The following is a 19,434-nucleotide window of genomic DNA, read 5'->3' on the forward strand; positions in this document are numbered from 1 at the left end:
GCCGCGCTGCGCCCGCGAACCCATCAAAAAGGAAGCATTCCATGCGAAACAGTGCATCCGCGCTGGCTCTCCAGCTATGCCTCGACTTCGATCAGCCGGTCAGGCCGCCCGACCCGGCGCCCGCTGTCGCGCCCGATGCAGCGATCATCTCCCAGCATTGCGAGCCTACGCTCTTCTCGCTGGCGCCGGCGGAGGTGCTTGCCGGTCAGCCCCCGGTCGAACCCATCGATTTCTCCTTCGCCGCCGGGCGGATGCTGGCGTCCTCGTGGAAGGGCCGCGCGCAAGACAATGTCGAGGCGATCCGGCTGCTGAACCTGCTGGACCGCGAACAACGAGGAGCAACGCCGGCCGAGCAGGAGGCCATCGCGAAGTTCATCGGCTTCGGCGCCTCCGAGCTTGCGAACAACATCTTCGCCGATCGCGCGGGCACATTCCGCGATGGCTGGGAGGAACTGGGGCACGGCCTTGCCGCCGAAACGACCGATGCCGAACTTCAGTCGCTCAAGCGCGCGACGCAATATGCTCACTATACGCCCGAATATATCGTCCGCGCCATGTGGGACGCCGCCCGCATCCTCGGCTTCACCGGGGGCCAGGTTCTGGAACCCGGATGCGGCAGCGGTCTCTTCATGGGGCTGCGGCCCGACTGGCTGGCCAGTGACACGCTGTTCGTCGGTATCGAGAACGATCCCGTCACCGCCCGCGTCGCGAGCGCGCTCTATCCGGGTCAGATCATCCGCTGCATCGATTTCGACAAGGCGTCGCTGCCGCGCGACTTCGACCTCGCTATCGGCAATCCCCCATTCTCGAACCTCAGCATCCAGAACAAGACCAGCCTCGGCCGGCTCGGGCTGTCGCTCCACGATTTCTTCATCGCGAAATCGCTGGAGCACCTTCGGCCGGGCGGCGTCGCCCTGTTCGTGACCTCGCGCTATTCGCTCGACAAGAGCGATCCCAAGGCCCGCGGCCATATCGACGGCATCGCGGATTTCCTGGGTGCGGTGCGCCTTCCCGGCCGGGCCATGCGGCAGGAAGCGGGCACCGACGTCGTCGTCGATATCCTGCTCTTCCGCAAGCGCGAGCCTGATCTCCTCCGGCCCGGACACAATTGGATCGATCTGGCCGATGTTCCCGATAGCGACGAGGGTGAGGGACCGCTGCGGATCAACCGCTATTTCCTCGACAATCCCGCTCATGTGCTTGGGGCTCATGAATGGAAAAGCGGCCAGTTCGGCATGGACTATACCTGCGCCGCCGAGCCGGGTGTCGACATCGGGCAAGCTCTCACGACCACCCTGTCGGCAATCGCATCCCGATACGAAGGCGCCTGCCGCCCCGTCCATCGCACGACGTCGCTGCGTGACCGGGTCGACGTGTCGCTCGACATTGAGATCGGGACCGCTGCCGATGAAGCCGAGTTCAAGGAAGGCAGCTATCTCGTTTCCGGCGGTGTCCTGCACCAGATCGTCGACGGGATGCCGGCCATCGTCGACGTCAAATCGGGGCGTGGCACCACTGGCCTGTTTGTCAAGCACGCGAGCATCATCAAGGCGCTGATCCCGATCCGCGATGCGGTGCGCGCGATCCTGCGGGCGCAGCTGAACGACCAGCCCTATGCCGCGTCCCAGGAAAAGCTGCTCACGCACTACAGGCAGTTCACCAGGAAGTACGGCCCGATCAACCGGACGATCACCAGCATCCGCACGGATCCCGACACCGGCGCCGAGAAGGAATATCAGCGTCGCCCGAACCTCCAGCCCTTCCTCGACGATCCCGACGTCTGGCTGGTCGCGTCGATCGAGGCCTATGACGAGGCGAGCGATACCGGCACGCCGGGCGCGATCTTCACCGAACGTGTCGTCAAGCCGCCGGTCGCCCATGAAATCCGCTCGGCGCAGGATGCGCTGGCGGTGTCGCTCCACGAGCGCGGCCGCGTCGATCTCCCGTTGATCGCCGGCCTGCTCGGCGTCGCGCAAGCCGAGGCGCTCGCGGACCTTGCCGACGATATCTATCTGGACCCCGTCCGCACCACGCCCCACTTCGACCACTGGGTCACCGCGGACGAGGCCCTTTCAGGCCCCGTGCGGACCAAGCTCGCCCTTGCCCGCGAGAAGGCCGAAACCGATCCGCGCTTTCATGCCGTCGCCATCGCGCTCGAAGCGGTCCAGCCGGTCGACCTCAAACCCAGCGAGATCACTGCGCGTCTCGGCGCGCCCTGGATTCCTACCAGGGTCATCGAAACCTTCGTCGTGGAAATCATGGAGGTCGAGACCACCATCTTTCATACCGTCGATATTGCGAGCTGGACTGTCGACAAGGCCCCGTTCGCGGGACATGTCAGTTCCACCTCGACCTGGGGCACGGCGCGCCGAGGCGCGGCCGACCTGCTCGAAGATGCCCTCAATTCTCATATCCCCAAGATCTACGATGTTCACCGCGAAGCTGACGGTTCGGAGCGCCGCGAGCTCAATGTCACCGACACCGAAGCCGCGAAAGAGAAGCTTGCGAAGATCAAGTCGACCTTCGAGACCTGGGTCTGGCAGGACAGCGAACGCGCTGATCGCCTGGTCCGCATCTACAACGACGCCTATAACAACCTCGTTCCCCGGACCTTCAACGGCAAGCATCTGACGCTGCCCGGCGCGTCGACCGCCATCCAGATGCGCGATCACCAGAAGCGCGTCGTCTGGCGGATCGTCGCCGCAGGCTCGACCTATGTCGCCCATAGCGTCGGCGCGGGCAAAACCTTCAGCCTGTGCGCCGCCGTGATGGAGCAACGCCGTCTCGGCCTTGCCAACAAGCCGATGATGGCGGTGCCCAATCATTGCCTCGCGCAGATCGCGCGTGAGTTCCTGATGCTCTATCCCACCGCGCGCATCCTGGTCGCCGACGACACGAACTTCATCAAGGAGAAGCGGCGGCGGTTCCTGGCCCGCGCGGCGACCGGCAACTGGGATGCGATCATCATCACCCATGATGCGTTCAAGTTCATCCCCACCCCGGCAGCCTTCGAAAAGCAGCTGATCGAAGACCAACTCGCCAGCTACGAGGGGCTGATCGCGGGCATCGACAATGACGATCGCGTCTCGCGCAAGCGGGTCGAGCGCCTCAAGGAGGGGCTCCAGCGGCGGCTTGAGAATCTGCAGTCCCGCAAGGACGACCTTGTCCATATCGGCGAGATCGGCATCGACCAGATCCTGGTCGACGAGGCCCAGCAGTTTCGCAAGCTCACCTTTGCGACCAATCTTGGCGACCTCAAGGGCGTCGACCCGGCCGGCTCGCAGCGGGCATGGGATCTGTTCGTCAAGGGTCGATACCTTGCCGGCATCAATCCCGGCCGCGAACTGATCCTGTCGTCGGGCACGCCCATTACCAACACGCTGGGCGAAATGTATACGCTGCAGCGCTTCATGCAGCCCGATGAGCTACAGGCCAAGGGCTTGCATGAGTTCGACGCCTGGGCCGCGAACTTCGGCGACACACGCACCGAACTCGAACTCCAGCCGAGCGGCAGCTACAAGCCGGTCACGCGCTTCTGCGAATTCGTCAACGTCGCCGACTTGATGGCGATGTATCGTAGCGTCGCCGACGTCGTGCTCAAGGACGATTTGCGCCAATATGTCCGGCTGCCCACCATCAAGGGCGGCAAGCGCAAGATCATCGTCGCCCAGTCCGGGGCGCCCTTCAAGGCCTATCAGAAGGTGCTCGCCGGACGCATCAAGGCGATCGAGAACCGCAGCGGGCGCCCCCAGAAGGGCGATGATATCCTCCTTTCGGTGATTACCGACGGGCGGCATTCGGCGATCGATCTCCGCTTCGTCGATCCCATGATGGGGAACGAGGAGGGCAACAAGCTCAATCTCCTGATCGAGAATGTCTACAGTATCTGGCGCGATACGAGCGGCAATCGCTACACCGATCCGGAAACCGGGCGACCTTATCCGCTGCCCGGCGCCGTGCAGATGATCTTCTCCGATCTCGGCACCGAGAACGCCATCGAGACACGCGGCTTCTCCGCCTATGTCTGGATCCGCGAGCAGCTGATCGAGATGGGCATACCGGCCGATCAGATCGCCTTCATGCAGCATTACAAGAAGAACAGCGCGAAGCAGCGCCTGTTCAACGACCTCAATCAGGGGCGCAAGCGCATCCTCATCGGGTCCACGCCCACCATGGGAACGGGCGTCAACGCGCAGCAACGCCTCAAGGCCCTGCATCATCTCGATGTTCCCTGGATACCCTCCGATATCGAGCAGCGCGAAGGCCGGATCGAGCGCCAGGGCAACCAGAACGACGAAATCGAGCTATACGGCTACGCGACCAGTGGCTCGATGGACGCGACCAACTGGCAGATGCTCGAAAGAAAAGCCCGCTTCATCAACATGGCGATGTCGGGTGATCGCTCCATTCGCCGGATCGAGGATGTCGGCTCCAACGTCAATCAGTTCGCGCTCGCAAAGGCGCTGGCGTCCGGCGACGATCGCCTGATGCGCAAGGCTGGGCTCGATGCCGAGGTCGCAAGGCTCGAGCGCCTGCGCGACGCGCATATCGACGACCAGTATAATATCCGCAGGACCATCAAGCGAACCGCGGACGCCATCATCGACGGCTCCAGTCTGATCGCGAAGCTGGAAGCCGATATCGCGCGCCGGGTTCTTCCGCGTCACGACGAGGTTCTGTTCGATTGCGGCGGCACCATGGTCACCGACCGCAAGGCCGCCGGCGAACGCATCCTGCGGCAGGCCTTCGAGTTGCGGCTGCACGGCGGCCGGGCACGCCAGTTGCTCGGCACCGTCAACGGCATCGATGTGGAGCTCTCAGGCTACGAGGCTGTCGACGATGATGGCGAGCGCGGTATCCGCACGTCCGTCGCGGCACTGCACCACGGCGAGCGCAATGCGTTCGAAGTATCCGACAGGACGCGATGGACCACGGCGTTGGGCCGGCTCGAATCCTCCATTCTCAATCTCGACGCTGATCTTGCGGCCGTCCAGGCCGATCTCGAAGCGAACGAGCGGCGCCTTCCGGCTTTCGAGGCGCGTCTCGGCCAGGAATTTCCCGATGCAGCCTTGCTGGAAGACAAGCTGCGGGAACTCGCGGAACTGGAGGCCGATCTGGCGACGACGAAGGGCGAATTCGAGCCGGGGAATGACGAGGACGCAACCTTGGCACCGCCTTTCGGCAACGAAAGTGCGGTTCCGCAAGCGGCATGACGGTCTCGACCATTGGACGGGACGATTCCGCGCGCACTCCTGGCGACGTTGGCAATGCGACAATAGCGGTCGTGTCGGTCGGCACCAGCTGCTTGAGCCATGGAAAGGGATTGAGATGGGCTCACCCTGGGCTGGCCAATTTCCATTGTGCGCTTTCAAGGCGTACATTCTTGACGGGGCACTATTCGATCATGTACTAATTGAAACTGTACAAACGGAGGCGTGCAATGCCGCGAGCTGTGGTGGAAGACAATAGGCGCATGAGCCTGCGCATACGACCGGAGCAAAAGGCTTTGCTCGCCCGGGCGGCGGCGCTCAGACATACCGATCTGACGACCTTTGTCACCGGTTCGGCGCTGCGCGAGGCCGAGAGCGTAATCGAAGAGGCGGAGCGGACCAAGCTGAGCGAACGGGACAGCCTGCTCGTTCTCGATCTGCTCGAAAATCCCCCTCCGGCGAATGCAAAATTGCGCGCTGCCATCGCCGCGATGCCCAAGCTCGCATGAGACTTCCGTCCTGGCACGAGGACGCGATCGCAAAAGCGCATGACCGAGCTTCCTTCGACTGCGGTGACAATGATCTGAACATCTTCTTGCGGCGCTATGCCCGGCAAAGCCATGAGCTGGGCGGGGCCAAGACGTTCCTTGCCGTCGACGACACCGACAACAAGACGATTCTCGGTTTCTACAGCATCGCTCCTGGCAGCATGGACCATGCCGACACGCCCGAACTTGCGAGGCGGGGCCTCGCCAGGCATGAAGTGCCCGGTTTCCGGCTCGCGCGGCTTGCAACCGATATTCGGGTGCAGGGGAACGGGCTTGGGGGGCAACTTCTTGGCGCCATCGGCCGCAGATGCATTCGCGTCGCGGCAGAAGTCGGCGGGGTGATGCTGATCATCGACGCCAAGAACGAGCGGGCTGCCGCATGGTATGCCAGCTATGGCGCCATAACACTGCACGACAAACCGCTGACCCTCATATTGCCTTTTGCGACACTTGAACGTGAATTGAGATCAGCGGGTCAATTGTAGGCGCCTGGTGCGCGATACACCGGTCAATTGCATTCGCGTTCGACGTGAATGCCGCATCGGGGCCATTCGTATGATGACATCCGAGCCGAGGCCCCGGAAATTTGAGATACGCCCCACGTTCGTTCACGAACCGGGAATACATGGCGCGGGCTTGACAGATAGGCGGCAAGCGATCCGTTCAGATCATTCGCTTAAAATGTCCGATGAGGAGGCGCTGTCCGCACAAGCCTCTGGTAAGAAAATTCCCAAGATAGTTTGCGATTTGAAAACAGTTGCACGTGCGGACATGTTATAGGCGACCTATGCTGCTGGCCTCTGGCACCTGGAGGTGAATCATGCGGCATTCGAACATCATCGCAGCCGGCCCGGAGCGGGATCGCGCGTTGGAAATGATGGAGCAGGTGCTGGCCATCATGGTCGCGCACCATGACGACGAAGGCGCGATCGCACTGCAGGCAATCATGGAAAGGACGATGGGCACGCACGCCGATCCGGAGCAGGACGGCGAGATATGGGATATGATCGAGACGCTGCCCCATTTCACCGAGCGCGTGCTCTATCTCCATCGGCTGAACGGCCTCACCATCAGCCAGATTGCTCGCAGGCTCGGGCTGAACCGGAAGGAGGTAGCGGAGCGGCTGTCCCTGGATTTGCAACTCGTTCGAGGCGCGCCGTAAACGCTTGGGCTTTCCGTCCGTCCTCGGTTTGGCGATGCGGCGGCACAGTCTCCTGCCGGTTTCAGAAAACCGCCATCCGCGTTCCCACTATCCGAAATCTTTTCCTGAAATCCATGTGAGGAAAGGGGAGATTGCCATCGCGACACTGGCTTACCCGGCCATTGCTCGACCAGGTTTCCAGGGGATGGCGGTCGCAAGGTAAAACCGCACGGAGATGCCGACAGCCTTTCGCGCAAGGTGGCCGCTCAGGGCGATGGCGAACATCGCGACGGCGAACGCGGCCGAGCAATCTCCCCCGCCCCGTGCGGCCATAGGGAGTGAAGGGGGAAGTAGGGAAGGGAGCAGGCGCGTGTGTCCAAATGGGCCACGGACCACCACACCCCGGTTTTGCGCGGCGTGGGCTCTCCCTTCTTCGGAGACGTTCCCCATGACCACTCCCAGATCCGCGCCATGGACGGCGCAGGAAATCGCTACGCTGCGCGCCTGGTATCCGGCCGAAGGGCATAGCGTTGCGCAGCGGCTGCCGGGCCGAAGCATCCATGCCTTGCAGGTCAAGGCCCACAAGCTCGGCCTGAAGACAGCCCATAGAAATGCCGCGCCCAGACCGCGCCTTGGTGGCGGGGATCTCGACGAAGCCATCCGACTGCGCGAGGTCGAGAACTGGTCGTTCAGCGCCATCGGCAAACATTTCGGTATCTGCGAAGCCAGCGCCTGCAATGCGGTGACGATCGCCCTTTGTGTCCGGCGTGGATATCGTCCCGCAGAGCGCGATCAGCATGGCCGCCTGACGGCCGAGGGCATCGAGCGGCTGCGCTATGCCTTGAAGAAGGGTTACAAGGGCATCGACATCCAGTTGCGTCTTGGCGTGTCGGCGGCCTGCGTATCCGAGCAGCGCCGCCGGTATAACCGTGAACTGCTTGCCCGCGGCAAGGCACCGCTGCCGCCGCCGGGCGGCGGTCAGGCCTATAGTGGCGTGAAGCTGTCGCCGGCGAAGCGCAGAAAGGTCGAGGACCTCTTCCTGCAGGGGCTTGGCACTCAGAAGATCGCCGATCGCACCGGCGTGTCGCGGACGAGCTGCACGCGCATCAGGGCCCGGCTTTTGCGGCGCCTGCGCCGCAAGGGAGAAACGCTCCCCGGATGCGATGCCGCCGGGGTCCGGCATGTTCATGCCCAGAGCGCCCGTTTCGTCACCGATGAGCAGAAAGACCTTCTGCGCGCGATGCTGCTCGATCACGTGCCCGTCCAGCGCGCCGCGCGCGAACTCGTGATCGGCGCATCGAGCGCCTATCGTCTTCGGGATGCATTTGCCGCCGAACTGGCGGGCGAAGGACAAGTGTTGCCGCCCCCCAGACGCCCCGGCCGGGCTCGCCATGCGCCGGTGCGTAGCTCGTCATGGCCTCCAGCTTCGCCTCGGGAGATCTATGCGTTCCGGCGTCTGCTCGGCACGATGGCCTTCGACGAGGCGAAAGCGCACTGGGAGGAAACGCGGCGAGCAGAGGCAAGGGCGGCACGCGATGCCGCCGCGACCCGCAAGCTCACGTTCGAAGAGCAGCTTGCCAAGGTTGCGTCCGGCGAACTGGGCATCACACGCGGCTTCGTTCGCAACCATCTCGAACCGCGGCGTCCCCTGCAGGTGACCATCGCGTGATCGCGACCGGTGTCGGCGCGCCCGTGCCGCCGGCATCTCCCGGCCGATCTTGTCAGTGCGCTGGCGTTCGCGCGCGGACTGGGCTGCAATTATCTGATCCTGGACCGCGACGCGTCCACGACCGATCGGCTCGCCTGCTACGAATGGTGACGGCCTGATCGAGGGGAGGGGGAAGGAGTGAGGCGGGCGTGATGATGCGCTCAGGTCTCAGGAGCAGAACCCCATGTCCTATGACGCCGCGTTTCGCTTTCAGCAGGCGCTCGACCCTTCCGCGCTGACCACGCTTGCCGGAGGGCTGAATGTCCTGATCCAGGCAATCGACGAGTGCCATCGCAACCATATTGACGTGGAGCGTGATCCGGCCGTCCTGTTGCTGGTGCGCCATCTCGGCAACATAGCAACCGAGAACCGTCCGCCCCAGACCGAGTTGCGCCGTGCCTGCGTCGAAGCCGTCGGCGCCGCCGAACGCACGCCTATCCTGGTGACGCTTGCACGGCGCGGGGTCGACTATGACAGCGAGGCGAAGGCCATTTTTCACCAGGAGGGCCGCGCCGCACTGCGACGGCTCGCCGAGGCGCTCGGCCTCCAACGGAACGAATTTCAGATTCGTTCAAATATGGCTGGGGGCGCCTGCTCGGGTGAAATTATTCTTCACGCCGCCCATCTCTATATCCAGCTCGATCTGGGCTGCATGGGCCCCGGCCACGAGGTGATGTTTCGTAGCTGCAAAGGCCGCGAGGATTATGTCGGCGGCCGCAATCACTTCGCTTCCGTGGCGGAGCTGATCGAGCCCGCTAGGCTCGCCGAACGTATCCGCCGCGACCTCGATCTTCCCCAACCGGACGCCGCTGCAACCCGGCTCTTCGCCTGAGGACAATCATCATGGAAATCATCGTCACCCGTTCCCGCATCGCGGGGACGCTGCCGCACTATGTCTATCGCGCGCTGGTCCCTGCCGACAAGGTCGCGGCCGAACGCCGGGCATTGACCGGCACGGTTGTCGGGCCGAAACATGTCGGGCGTCTCCCGTGCGTTCGCATCTCTCCGTTGCTGGCGCCCGATCGCTATTACGCGATGCCGCATGCCGAGCGGGCCGCGCTTGCCTCCCGCATCGCCGCTCTGGGACGCCGGATCGAAACCTTGATCATCCAGGCCAGCTTCCCGGAGATGACCGCGGCCTTCACACCCATCGTCTTCCAGCTCGATGCCGATCCCGGTGACGCCTTCACCTGGATCGACATCGATGATCTGACGGCTGCTTTCGACCGCCTCGAGCCGCGGTTCGCCGACCTCACCGCCTTTGATCTCGGCCTTTCCCAGGACGCTGCCCGCTGCGCCGCCTGATGCCCGCACCGATCCCGCATCCTCACTATCCGGAGAATTCGACATGGATATTTTCGTCGCCAACGGAACGCATTTCTCGCAACCGTCCAAAATCACGAGCTATCACACCAGCGAACGCGAAGCCCGGATTGCCGCGACCCGGTTGGTGAACCAGCTTCGCGCCGACCTCGATTCCGAGGCCCTGCCGCCGATCGACGTCGGCAGCTGGGAGATGGGGCTGATCGCGGCGCAATGCCGTCACCTCGCCGCGCTCGGCATCGACATCAGCGACATGGACCATGACGACCTCGCGGATGCGGCCGGCTGCGATGTGTGGATCGAAAAGGCCGACCTCCAGGGGGTAACGGTTCTCGCACTCAACGATCGGGAACTCTCGACCGTGCTTGCGGCATTGCGTGACCACCAGCGATGCCACTGTGGGGCCGACCTTGACGATGTCGCCAGCAATCTCGGTCGGCATGAGCCGCTGACTTCGGATGAGATCGATGGCCTCTGCATGCGGATCAACGGCGGTGAACTGACTCCACAGGAAGCCAATGTCGTGATCGAACTCGATGGCGGTCTTGTCCAGGGCATCATCGCCGACAGGCCGATCACGGTGCGTGTCGTCGATTATGATGTCGAGGGCGCCGATCCCGATGATCTCCTGCTGGTCTCACGCGACAATGGCGATCCCGTCCCTGCCTCCATCAGCAGTTGGGCCGTGGAGGACGCCTGCATCGATCCGGATTGGATAGCCCGCCTCGATGCAGCCAGTGCCTCGGACGGCCGAGCCACGGCACAAATGGCAGCGGAGTGACCGCCATGGGCGTTATCGGACATAACTACATTCGCAAGGTCGAGAACTTCGACGGCTATGAGGTTCTCGCGCACCCGCTTGCCCATCGCGACGATCGCGTCTTCCATCGCGGTGAAGCCGAAACCTCCCGCGTCTCGATCACCTATGCATCGCATGATGTGCAGATAGCGCGACCGACAGGTATCGGAAGCAGGGGTCGCATTGCTATCCTGATGCACAGCGGTCTGGGTTGCCGCGTGCTCGAGTTCTACGAGAGCGCCTTGCCGATCGCCACAATATTGCTCTCCCTTCCGGAGCGCGAACAATATGCCCTTGCCTATGCGCTCTTCGAGCAGGCCGATGAATGCGCTGGCGGCGCTCGTGCGGCCGAAGCGCAACGATGGGCCGATGCGTTCGTGGACGGACGCATTCGCAAACGCCGCAGCGGCGGCAGGCGCTATGTCCATATCGAGACGCCAGACGAGAAAGCGCTTCGGCGTTCCTAGCCGCGGTTGGGGATACCGTCTGCACGACTGCCGGGTCCCGGCCGATTTCTGCGCTCATCATCCCGGCGGTGAGCCGGTGTATTCACCCGTTCCGAAAGGCCATATTCCATGGACAAACCATCTTCGTCGACGAGCATGTCGCAACTGCCGATCATGACCCGTGCCGATGCGGAAAGCATCGGCTTCGCGACCTTCAACCATGTTCCGACCTTGCCGGTCGATATTCCGGACGGCGGCTTCACCATCAGCGCGAAAACCAGCGAGGGGCTGCGCGTCACCTTCTATTTCGGGCCATACCACACAGGCGGGCCGCCGCGCTTCATCGACATCCAATATCGAGATTCGGCGATGACCGTACCCGGAGGCGACGGATCGCCGGTGCCGGTGTTCGATATGCTGACGATCGCGGAGAAGGGGATTCACCGCTACGACAGCCGCAAGGCCGATACTTCCGAAAAGCCGTCGATCGCTGTCGTGCTGCTCGAAACGCCGGAAACCCGCGGTGAATGAGGTCGTCGTCGAATTCGCCTGAAAAGGCGCCTGAAGCTGCCCATCCCGAAATCCTGGCGCGAATGGTTGGGCGCGCCGGTCGTGCCGCCCGCGCCGCGGGCCATCCCTTGCCACCCACCATTTCCACAAGGAGCATCTGCATGACGACTACCGACATCGATACCGCGACCGCCGAGCAACTCGCGCCCATCCTCTACGCAGCCATTCAGCGCCTCGGCCAGCTCGGCCGCACCGGGGCGGTCGCGCTCGCCGCGTTGGTCGAAGACGACGACGCTGATTTTGAGGAAGCCTCGAGCTGGATTGGCGACATAGCCGCAGGAGACCTGCGCGAATAGCCCATCCGACACCAACATTCCCCGTTTTCCACGAAGCCCGGCCATCGCGCCGGGCTTCGTGATTCCGGGGAGCGCAGATGCACCGCCTTGCCCCGAAACCTGATGATCGCGGACCGCTCGAAAAAACGATCGATGACCAGCTTTACCGCAACCTACAGCCCCGAGGACAACAAGATCCGCATTTACGCATCATCGCGCCTTGATGCCGAGACCTATGCACAGGTCAAGGAGGCCGGGTTCAAATGGGCTCCGAAACAGGAGCTGTTCGTCGCGCCCAGGTGGACGCCGCAACGCGAGGACCTGGCCATCGAACTGGCTGGCGAGATCGAGGCGGAAGAGATGACCCTGGCCGAGCGCGCCGCGATGAAGGCCGAACGGCTCGAGGGCCTTGCAGACAAGCGCCACGCCCAAGCCAACGCCTTTGCGCGCCGCGCGGACGAACTGTCGCAGGCCTTCTATATGGGCCAGCCGATCCTTGTCGGTCATCATAGCGAGCGCGGTGCGCGCAAGACCCAGGAACGCATGCACTCCGCCATGACAGCGGCCGTGAAGGCCGAGAAGGCCGCGGGCTACTGGCTCGGCCGCGCGAGCAGCGCCGAGCATTACGCCAGCAGGAAGAGTGATCCGCGCGTCCGCGCCAACCGGATCAAGATGCTGCTGGCGGAACTGCGCGACCTTCAGCGCGGCATCAACAGGGCCCATGCGGCGCTGGCGATCTGGGAGGAGATCACGACCGACGAACAGATCCGCCATGCGCTCGGCAACAGGGATTCCCGCGAACTCTGGTCAGGCTATGATCTCTACTACAAGGTCGACAAGGGCGAGATCACGCCTGCCGACGCACGGCAGCAATGCATCGACGGGGCAACGCTCGCCGTCAACGGCCCCAACCGCGGCCGCTGGATCGAGCACGTCCTGCACCGGCTCGCATTCGAGCGTTCCATGCTGGGCGACGTGCCGCGCTATGATGGCGAACTGACCCCGGTCATCATCCAGGCCTTCGCTCGTGAGCATGGCGCGGAAAGCCCCAAATGCACCGCGATCGCGGCGGCAGTCTTCCGGCTCGAAAGCCCGGTCCCGCTTCCGGCGCATATCGCGTCGGCATCCACCCTTGAATTGAGCGAGAGCGACTGGCGCGACCTGATGCAGGGGTGCGGCTACACGGTGCCCGAGAAAAAGACGCGGCGTGCTTCGCGTAAGCCGGATGCCGTGCCGCTGATCAATCCGTCCGCCGAACAGGCCCGGCAATTGCAGGCCGTCTGGAATCTGCGGATGGTCGCGGCCTGCAAGGGCAAGTATGGCGCAGCCAAACCCGCGGAAATCTATACGACGACGCAGGCGATCTATTCGGAAAACTCCAAAGGGGACTATGCCCTCTTCAAGACCGTCGAGATAGCCGCCGATGGCCGCCGCGTCCGGATGGATTGGCAAGGACATGAGCGCGTGCGGTCTGGCGAGCCGGTGGCCCGCATTCGTATCTCGACGATCGGCAGCGAGTTCTACAAGCCGGATTCAGTGGTGGTGATCACCGACAAGCCGGGCAAGCCGCTACCGATCGACCTCGATGCTCTGGAAGCCGACGCCCGCCATGCCGCGGCCGAGGAGACCGCAGCATGAAAACCGGCGTCTCTTCCCGGCCCGCGGAGCCATCACGGATCGCTGTCCGGCCGCGCAGCGTCTGCGCAAAGGCTGAGATCGCGCCCGCTGCGGAAAACCGAAGCCGCGCGATGCTGATGGATAGTCTCGAAACCGCTGCCTGCCTCTGGGAGGCCGTGCTGACATTGCGCGATCATCCCAGTTCCGATCCCGACGCTATCGCCCTGGCGCTGGCCATCCGCCAAACCTGCAATGCGGTCGGCACGGCTGACCTGCGCTTGACCGTCGTGGGCTGGGCCAGCGCGGTCGAGGCGGCCTGGAGCGTTGTCGCCAACAGCTACGACCTGTGTTTCGACTGGGACTTCGTGCCGGACTGGATCGTCGATCATATCGACTGGTCCGATCCTTTCCATCCCACAATAAAGCCGGAACCCGTGCCGCAAGATCCGGGTCGTGCTGCGGCCGATGAACCTGTCGCCGCCCAGCCGCCCGCCTGGCGGCCGTCTGCCGACGAAAGGAACTGACCATGGGACGCTCGGTATCCCATCCCGGCGGAGCGCATGTCGCGTTCTCGCAGTGGGACGCGGGCTGGATCGAGGATGACGACGATTCCGGCACCCGCCATTTCGATGAATTTGCCGCACAGGATGACTGGGACTTCATCGTCGCGGATTTTCGGGAACAGGTGCTCGCACTCTATCCTTCGGCATGGGCGCATGACGGCTGGATCGATCGTGAAGACCGGATTGTCGCCATGAACGGCTATGCCCGCTTCGGCCTCTCGGAATATTGCGGTTGCATAGCCTATTGGGTGGTCTTGCGGGACGATATCGATGTCGGCCAGGAAGGGCTGGCACAGCGATGGTTCGACCGGATCGGGCCAAAATTCGAGCAGCGTTTCGCGACCCTTGTCCGCCTGGGCAGCTTCTCGAACGGCGAGTCCGTCTATCGGCGCATCGCCGCCTGACCGCCCGACTCGCCGATCCATTTTTCGTCCATTCCGCGCTCGCGGTGCCCCATCGGGGTGCTGCATCCCAATCGCGCAATCGCGCCGCGAAGGGGAGGGGGCGGGATTTGGGGGCGATGATGAGGTCGCAGAAATCCGGAGGCTCCCATGACCTTTCCCACGACAATCAATACGATGGTCAGTCCGTCGCTGCTCACCAAAATCAGCCGCTTCAGTGATGGTGGGGTGCTGGCCGCCCTCCTCGAAATTATCCAGAACGCACGTCGAGCTGGCGCGAAGCGCATCGATATCACCCAGGTTAAGGCCGATCAGGGACTTGTGCTGCGCATCCGCGACGACGGGTGCGGTATCGCCGATCCGGTCAAGTTTCTGGCGCTCGGCGATTCCGGCTGGGATGAGAAGATCGCGCGATCGGAGGATCCCGCGGGCATGGGTGTGTTCAGTCTTGCCGGCCATCATGTGACCGTGCGCTCCCATCCCGCCGCGATCGGCGCGGCCTGGCAAGTGTCGATCCCTCCGCACGCATGGGAAAGCGGCCAGGCGCTCGACGTCATCCCTTCCTCGCTCGACCAGGGCACGGAAATCGAGATCGACCTGCCCGAGGCGTGGGCGCAGCAATTGGAACAGTCCGTCAAGAGCGCGGCTCGTTTCTGCCCGGTGTCGATCTGGTTCGATGGCAACCGGCAACCGTACGAGAATTTCCTTCATGGCGCCGTGCGGATCGAGGAATGGGAAGGCTGCCGCATCGGCGTCTTCACCGATAAATATGATCTCCATCGCGAACAGCCCAGGATCAACTTCCACGGGCTTACCGTGTGCTGCCGGCTGCCGTTCGTCAGCGACGCCGATGGCGGCCGGGGCTGGTATGCCAAGGTCGATATCGTCGACACCTGCCCAATTCGGTTTGTCCTGCCAGCGCGCAAGGAAATTTTGCAGGGGGCCGCGCTCGAGGCGCTGCGCGAAGCCTGTGAGGCGGCGATCTTCCGCACCATCGCCCGCAAAGGCCACCATCGGCTTTCCTTTGCCCATTGGCAGCGCGCCAGGGCACTCGGCATATCCCTGCCGGAAGCAGCCCCCTGGCTCCATGAATGGACGCCGCGCACGGCGGAAACCGATGGCGTTCCGATCGGCGAACGGGTGGCGGGCGAGCCGATGATCCTGATGCCGGCGGACCAGACCCACATCGAGCAAGCCGTGAACCGCGCGGTTGCTTCAGGACGGCCGCTCGGCGCGGCGCTGGTACGTCCGATCGACGATTTCGCGGGATATGTCTGGTATAATGCCATCCCGCGGGTGCTCGGCTGTTCCTTCCGTATCGAGCGGGGTGAAGGCGACATCTGCGACTACGGTGCGGACATGGAACCGCCATCCGATTTTCGCTCCGGGCGGGTCGAGGCAATCTCCCTCGAAATCGCCGTGCAGGGGCAGGACGTTCCCACCGAAAACGTCGATGTGATCGTGCTTCCCGCCGATGTCCTGATCATGCCACCCGATCGCTGGACCGATCTTGAGGAGGTCATCATCCTGCTCGGAGCCGACAGCGCGATCACGCCCTGCGAACTTGCCTCGCTGATCGAAGCTGCCTGTTTCTATCCCGATGAGGATTGCGATGCCGACAGCTATCATACCCAGCAGGCGGCGTTCGAGATGCAGGCGCGCTTCGTCGCGAACATGTTGCTGCTCGGTGAGGATGCCGCGGTCCTCGAACGCGTCCGCGAGGCGATGCGCGAGCATGTCGCCTGGCTGATCCCCAAGGACCGGGCGATCAGGATGCAGGCTGTCAACCATCGGGTCGAGGCCAGCTTCGCGGACAATGACGACATGTCCGTGCTCAGCGCCGTCGAATAGCCCCTTCCCATACCAGCCTGCCAGGCGTGCTGTCGCGCGCCGCGGCGGGCCATGTCCATGAGGAACCGCCCCATGACCCAAGCTCCGCCATTCAGGAAGATTTTCGACGGCGTCGCGACGCGCGAGCAGATGTTCGAGCTGTTCAACCGCGTCCCAGACTGCCCCTGTGAGGATCGTATTTCGGGAAAGGCCTTTGAGAATAGCTGGTTTGAAATCGAGAGCACCTCCTACGAATACATGCTCGAGATGCTGCCGCCATTGTTCATGCGCGCCGGGATGTTCGCGATGTCCGAACTCAAGGCCGGTTTCGTCGGCTCTGTCTTTTTCGAGATCGTGATCGGACGCACCCGCTGGTTCACCGGCTATTGCAACCTTGGTCACCGCCATAGCCCTGACGCGATGCGCGCGGCGATTGTCGAGCATGAGACAACGGGCACCGCCGGCCTGTCGCGCGACGCAAAGCTCGACCTGATATGGGCGCGCACGCCTGCCGACTATCGCGGTCTTGCCGGGGAGGCCGCTCCCGATTCCTGGCCTCCCGAACACCGCGGCAAGCGTGTCATCCTTGTCCATCAACCCGGCGTCGGCACGGTCCAGAAGCTTCTCGAAGATCTTACGGACGACGAGATCAGCGCCCGGCTGCCCATAGATCCGATGATCTAGCCGGTCGGCAACCATGCGGACCAACATCCCCAAAGGAATTTGCCATGACAATGCAACGCAAGGTGCTGGTCGTGATGCGATCCAGCCATCTCCACACCGAGCTGGTCGAGGTGACCGCGAAGGTGAACGTGATCGGCGACGCCATGAACCCCAAGGTCGAAGCAGACCTAGCGGTGATCGAAGGTCTCGCGCGCAAGGCTATGCGACAGCAAGAGCCGCTGTCCGGCCAGGAGCAACCCGGCTTCGGCCCTTTCGGCGACCCAGAGGCCGCCTTCGATCTCGATTTCGTCCTGTGCGCTCTGATCGACGCCGCGATGAACCGGGGCCGGATCGTGCCGGTCAAGCAGGTCGCGACGGAGACCGTCGAGCGGTGGGGCAGGGGATCGGAGACGAACGATGCCTAGATATTCCGTCGACGTGAAAGCGTTCATCTCCGTCATCGTCGATGCGGATGACGCCACCGAGGCGCGGGAACGGGCCGATCATTTTGTGGAATGGCTGTCCCCGACAATCGAGCAAATCGACGACTAAAGCGCCAACCATGATCCGATCGATACCGATACCGGCCCGTTCGATATCGATGGCGAAAGCTGCGTCGAGGCGATCGGCGACTGAGCCGGCTTCGTGCTCTCGACCTCCATTCTGTCCTTTTCATCGAGGAGCCCGAAAATGGCCAATCACTATCTGCAAACGGCGTTCGCCATTCCGGTGACGCCGGCGGAAGCGTTGCTGCTCAAGGAATGCTTCGCCGTGTCGGCGCAGCTGTCCAGCGACTTCGCAGAACTCTCGTCTGACAGCCTGCAAGCGGTGAAGACCTGTTACGCGTCGCTCAGCGAAGCCTTCAGGAACACCTTCCCGAAAAAGCCGGAAGAGGAAGATCCATTCGCGGACTTTCTCGATCTCTGGTCCGACCCGGGCTTCCCCGAGTTCGACGCCGACCTCATTATTCAAGGTGACCCGGAGGCCAGGACACAGTTCGCGTTCATCAGCGGCCATGAGGTCGACGTTCCGGCTCTCGCATCACTGATCCAGAAGGTCTGCAAATCCGCGCTGCCCTTCGGTTTTCAATGGGCGGAGGTGGCTGACAAGGACATCGCCGGCGCTTTCGGCGGCGGCTATTATGTCGTCACCGATACGGAAATATTCGGCGGCTCGACCCGGTGGCTCATGGCGGAGACGCTGCAAACCGCGCGGGCGGGCGCGACATGAAGCCGCTGCTCACGCGGCCGTGCAACGAATGCCCCTGGCGCCGCGATCATCCCGCCGGTTGGCTGGGCGGCTACCGGCCGGAGGATTTCACGCAGCAGATCCAGTTCGACGGGCCGCCGCTGCCTTGCCACAAGACCATTCCGGGCGACGGCAGCGATGCCCGCGCCATGTGCGCCGGCGCGCTCATCTTCATGCGCAACAGCTGCAAAGGCGCGCACCATCCCGATTATGGCGACGCGCTCGATACGGTCGAGCCGGATACCGAGACGGTATTCGCGTGGTCGCAGGAATTTCTAGAGCATCATAACAACCCGGCACAATGGATCGAGAGCGTCCGGGCCAGGATGATGCAGCGGCCCTGAGACCGCCAATAGCCTTCCATCCCCGATACAAGACCGGGCGCCTCGTGCGCCGCGTCCGGTCGAATCCGCCAGGGAGACATCCGATGAACGACGATCATTTCGACGGGCTGGTCAATGACGCGACCCATGCGGTCACCAACCTCATTCCCGACACCGTGCTGGACGGTCTTCGCGATAGGGAAAGGTCGGACCTGCTTTTCCAGATCAATGACGCGCTGACACCGATCCTGCGCGATGTGATCGACAGGACCGACACCGACAATCCGACCCGCGCCAGCACGGTTGCTGCCCTGATCTCCGAGTTGCTGGAGACCCATGCCCAAAAGTGCGACGAGGGCGGCGATTGCGAGGATGACCGTCCGCCGCACGTGATTTCGGAAATCCACGGCACCAGTGCCAATATCGACAGCATCGCGAGCTGCGACATGGAGACGGGGACGCAGATCTACCTCGTGCTGGACGATCGCACCTCGTTCCGCATCACCGTGGAAGCGATTGCCGCATGATCGAGATGCACATGGCGCTTCGCGCGCTCAGGCAGATCGCACTCGCTTCCACCCAGAGCGAACTCGATGTCGCCAGGATGGATGCCGCCGATATCCTCGACGAGGCCGGTTGGGAGAAGTCGGCGCGCACCGTCATCGACAGTATTGGCCTTCCGGTCGCCTCCGACGATGCGGAAGGCACACAGCAACAAGGCTGATCCCGCTGCCTATGCCCGCCTGCCGGGCACAAAGTTTCCTCACCG

The 19,434-nt window shown here is 63.2% G+C and carries 23 protein-coding genes; all 23 read left to right on the forward strand.

Features of this window, described 5'->3' with window-relative positions:
• Positions 1-41: 41 nt before the first annotated feature.
• The 23 genes from K426_RS18840 (at position 42) to K426_RS18940 (ending at position 19,389) form a co-directional block, all read left to right on the forward strand.
• On the forward strand, positions 42-5,213 hold the full coding sequence (locus K426_RS18840; protein WP_030090518.1) for a lactate dehydrogenase: 5,172 nt from the start codon (positions 42-44) through the stop codon (positions 5,211-5,213).
• Positions 5,214-5,473: 260 nt separating this feature from the next.
• A complete protein-coding gene (locus K426_RS18845; RefSeq protein ID WP_021688187.1) occupies positions 5,474-5,719 on the forward strand; it encodes a type II toxin-antitoxin system TacA family antitoxin in 246 nt (81 codons plus the stop codon).
• A complete protein-coding gene (locus K426_RS18850; protein WP_030090520.1) occupies positions 5,716-6,243 on the forward strand; it encodes a hypothetical protein in 528 nt (175 codons plus the stop codon). Before K426_RS18845 ends, K426_RS18850 begins: the two co-directional genes overlap by 4 nt.
• Before the next feature lie 335 nt (positions 6,244-6,578).
• Entirely contained in the window at positions 6,579-6,920 is a 342-nt protein-coding gene (locus tag K426_RS18855) for a sigma factor-like helix-turn-helix DNA-binding protein (RefSeq protein WP_021688185.1), read from the forward strand.
• A gap of 427 nt (positions 6,921-7,347) precedes the next feature.
• The gene (locus K426_RS18860) at positions 7,348-8,568 is read left to right on the forward strand and encodes a hypothetical protein (RefSeq protein ID WP_021688184.1); all 1,221 of its coding nucleotides are present in this window, start codon (positions 7,348-7,350) and stop codon (positions 8,566-8,568) included.
• Positions 8,569-8,577: 9 nt separating this feature from the next.
• Complete coding sequence (locus K426_RS31835) at positions 8,578-8,718, forward strand: DUF5983 family protein (protein ID WP_157034366.1); 141 nt, start codon at positions 8,578-8,580, stop codon at positions 8,716-8,718.
• Positions 8,719-8,791: 73 nt separating this feature from the next.
• Positions 8,792-9,439 (forward strand): hypothetical protein, encoded by a 648-nt coding sequence (locus K426_RS18865; protein WP_021688183.1) that lies wholly within the window; start codon positions 8,792-8,794, stop codon positions 9,437-9,439.
• A gap of 11 nt (positions 9,440-9,450) precedes the next feature.
• A complete protein-coding gene (locus K426_RS18870) occupies positions 9,451-9,912 on the forward strand; it encodes a hypothetical protein (RefSeq protein WP_021688182.1) in 462 nt (153 codons plus the stop codon).
• Positions 9,913-9,955: 43 nt separating this feature from the next.
• Positions 9,956-10,711: a hypothetical protein gene (locus tag K426_RS18875; protein WP_021688181.1), complete on the forward strand. Its 756-nt coding sequence runs from the start codon at positions 9,956-9,958 to the stop codon at positions 10,709-10,711.
• Positions 10,712-10,716: 5 nt separating this feature from the next.
• Positions 10,717-11,196 (forward strand): hypothetical protein, encoded by a 480-nt coding sequence (locus K426_RS18880; protein ID WP_021688180.1) that lies wholly within the window; start codon positions 10,717-10,719, stop codon positions 11,194-11,196.
• Positions 11,197-11,304: 108 nt separating this feature from the next.
• Positions 11,305-11,706, forward strand: coding sequence for a hypothetical protein (locus K426_RS18885; protein ID WP_021688179.1), 402 nt, complete (start codon positions 11,305-11,307; stop codon positions 11,704-11,706).
• Positions 11,707-11,846: 140 nt separating this feature from the next.
• Complete coding sequence (locus K426_RS18890) at positions 11,847-12,041, forward strand: hypothetical protein (protein WP_021688178.1); 195 nt, start codon at positions 11,847-11,849, stop codon at positions 12,039-12,041.
• A gap of 132 nt (positions 12,042-12,173) precedes the next feature.
• Complete coding sequence (locus tag K426_RS18895) at positions 12,174-13,658, forward strand: DUF3560 domain-containing protein (protein WP_021688177.1); 1,485 nt, start codon at positions 12,174-12,176, stop codon at positions 13,656-13,658.
• A complete protein-coding gene (locus K426_RS32175) occupies positions 13,655-14,161 on the forward strand; it encodes a hypothetical protein (protein WP_021688176.1) in 507 nt (168 codons plus the stop codon). The genes K426_RS18895 and K426_RS32175 overlap by 4 nt, the downstream gene beginning before the upstream one ends.
• A 2-nt stretch (positions 14,162-14,163) precedes the next feature.
• Positions 14,164-14,604, forward strand: a complete 441-nt coding sequence (locus K426_RS18905; protein WP_021688175.1) for a hypothetical protein — start codon at positions 14,164-14,166, stop codon at positions 14,602-14,604.
• A 147-nt stretch (positions 14,605-14,751) separates the two neighbouring features.
• Positions 14,752-16,452 (forward strand): ATP-binding protein, encoded by a 1,701-nt coding sequence (locus K426_RS18910; protein WP_021688174.1) that lies wholly within the window; start codon positions 14,752-14,754, stop codon positions 16,450-16,452.
• A 72-nt stretch (positions 16,453-16,524) separates the two neighbouring features.
• Positions 16,525-17,115 carry a DUF1419 domain-containing protein gene (locus K426_RS18915; RefSeq protein ID WP_021688173.1) on the forward strand — a complete coding sequence of 197 codons (591 nt, stop codon included), beginning with the start codon at positions 16,525-16,527 and terminating at the stop codon, positions 17,113-17,115.
• 44 nt (positions 17,116-17,159) lie between these two features.
• Positions 17,160-17,519, forward strand: coding sequence for a hypothetical protein (locus tag K426_RS18920; protein WP_040714537.1), 360 nt, complete (start codon positions 17,160-17,162; stop codon positions 17,517-17,519).
• Positions 17,512-17,646, forward strand: a complete 135-nt coding sequence (locus K426_RS32865; RefSeq protein ID WP_257721801.1) for a hypothetical protein — start codon at positions 17,512-17,514, stop codon at positions 17,644-17,646. The genes K426_RS18920 and K426_RS32865 overlap by 8 nt, the downstream gene beginning before the upstream one ends.
• A gap of 138 nt (positions 17,647-17,784) precedes the next feature.
• Positions 17,785-18,324: a hypothetical protein gene (locus K426_RS18925; RefSeq protein WP_021688171.1), complete on the forward strand. Its 540-nt coding sequence runs from the start codon at positions 17,785-17,787 to the stop codon at positions 18,322-18,324.
• Positions 18,321-18,686: a DUF6283 family protein gene (locus K426_RS18930; protein WP_021688170.1), complete on the forward strand. Its 366-nt coding sequence runs from the start codon at positions 18,321-18,323 to the stop codon at positions 18,684-18,686. The genes K426_RS18925 and K426_RS18930 overlap by 4 nt, the downstream gene beginning before the upstream one ends.
• An 83-nt stretch (positions 18,687-18,769) precedes the next feature.
• On the forward strand, positions 18,770-19,192 hold the full coding sequence (locus K426_RS18935; RefSeq protein WP_021688169.1) for a hypothetical protein: 423 nt from the start codon (positions 18,770-18,772) through the stop codon (positions 19,190-19,192).
• Positions 19,189-19,389 carry a hypothetical protein gene (locus K426_RS18940; RefSeq protein WP_021688168.1) on the forward strand — a complete coding sequence of 67 codons (201 nt, stop codon included), beginning with the start codon at positions 19,189-19,191 and terminating at the stop codon, positions 19,387-19,389. Before K426_RS18935 ends, K426_RS18940 begins: the two co-directional genes overlap by 4 nt.
• Positions 19,390-19,434: the final 45 nt, after the last annotated feature.

Source organism: Sphingobium sp. TKS, from assembly GCF_001563265.1.
Lineage (GTDB): Bacteria > Pseudomonadota > Alphaproteobacteria > Sphingomonadales > Sphingomonadaceae > Sphingobium.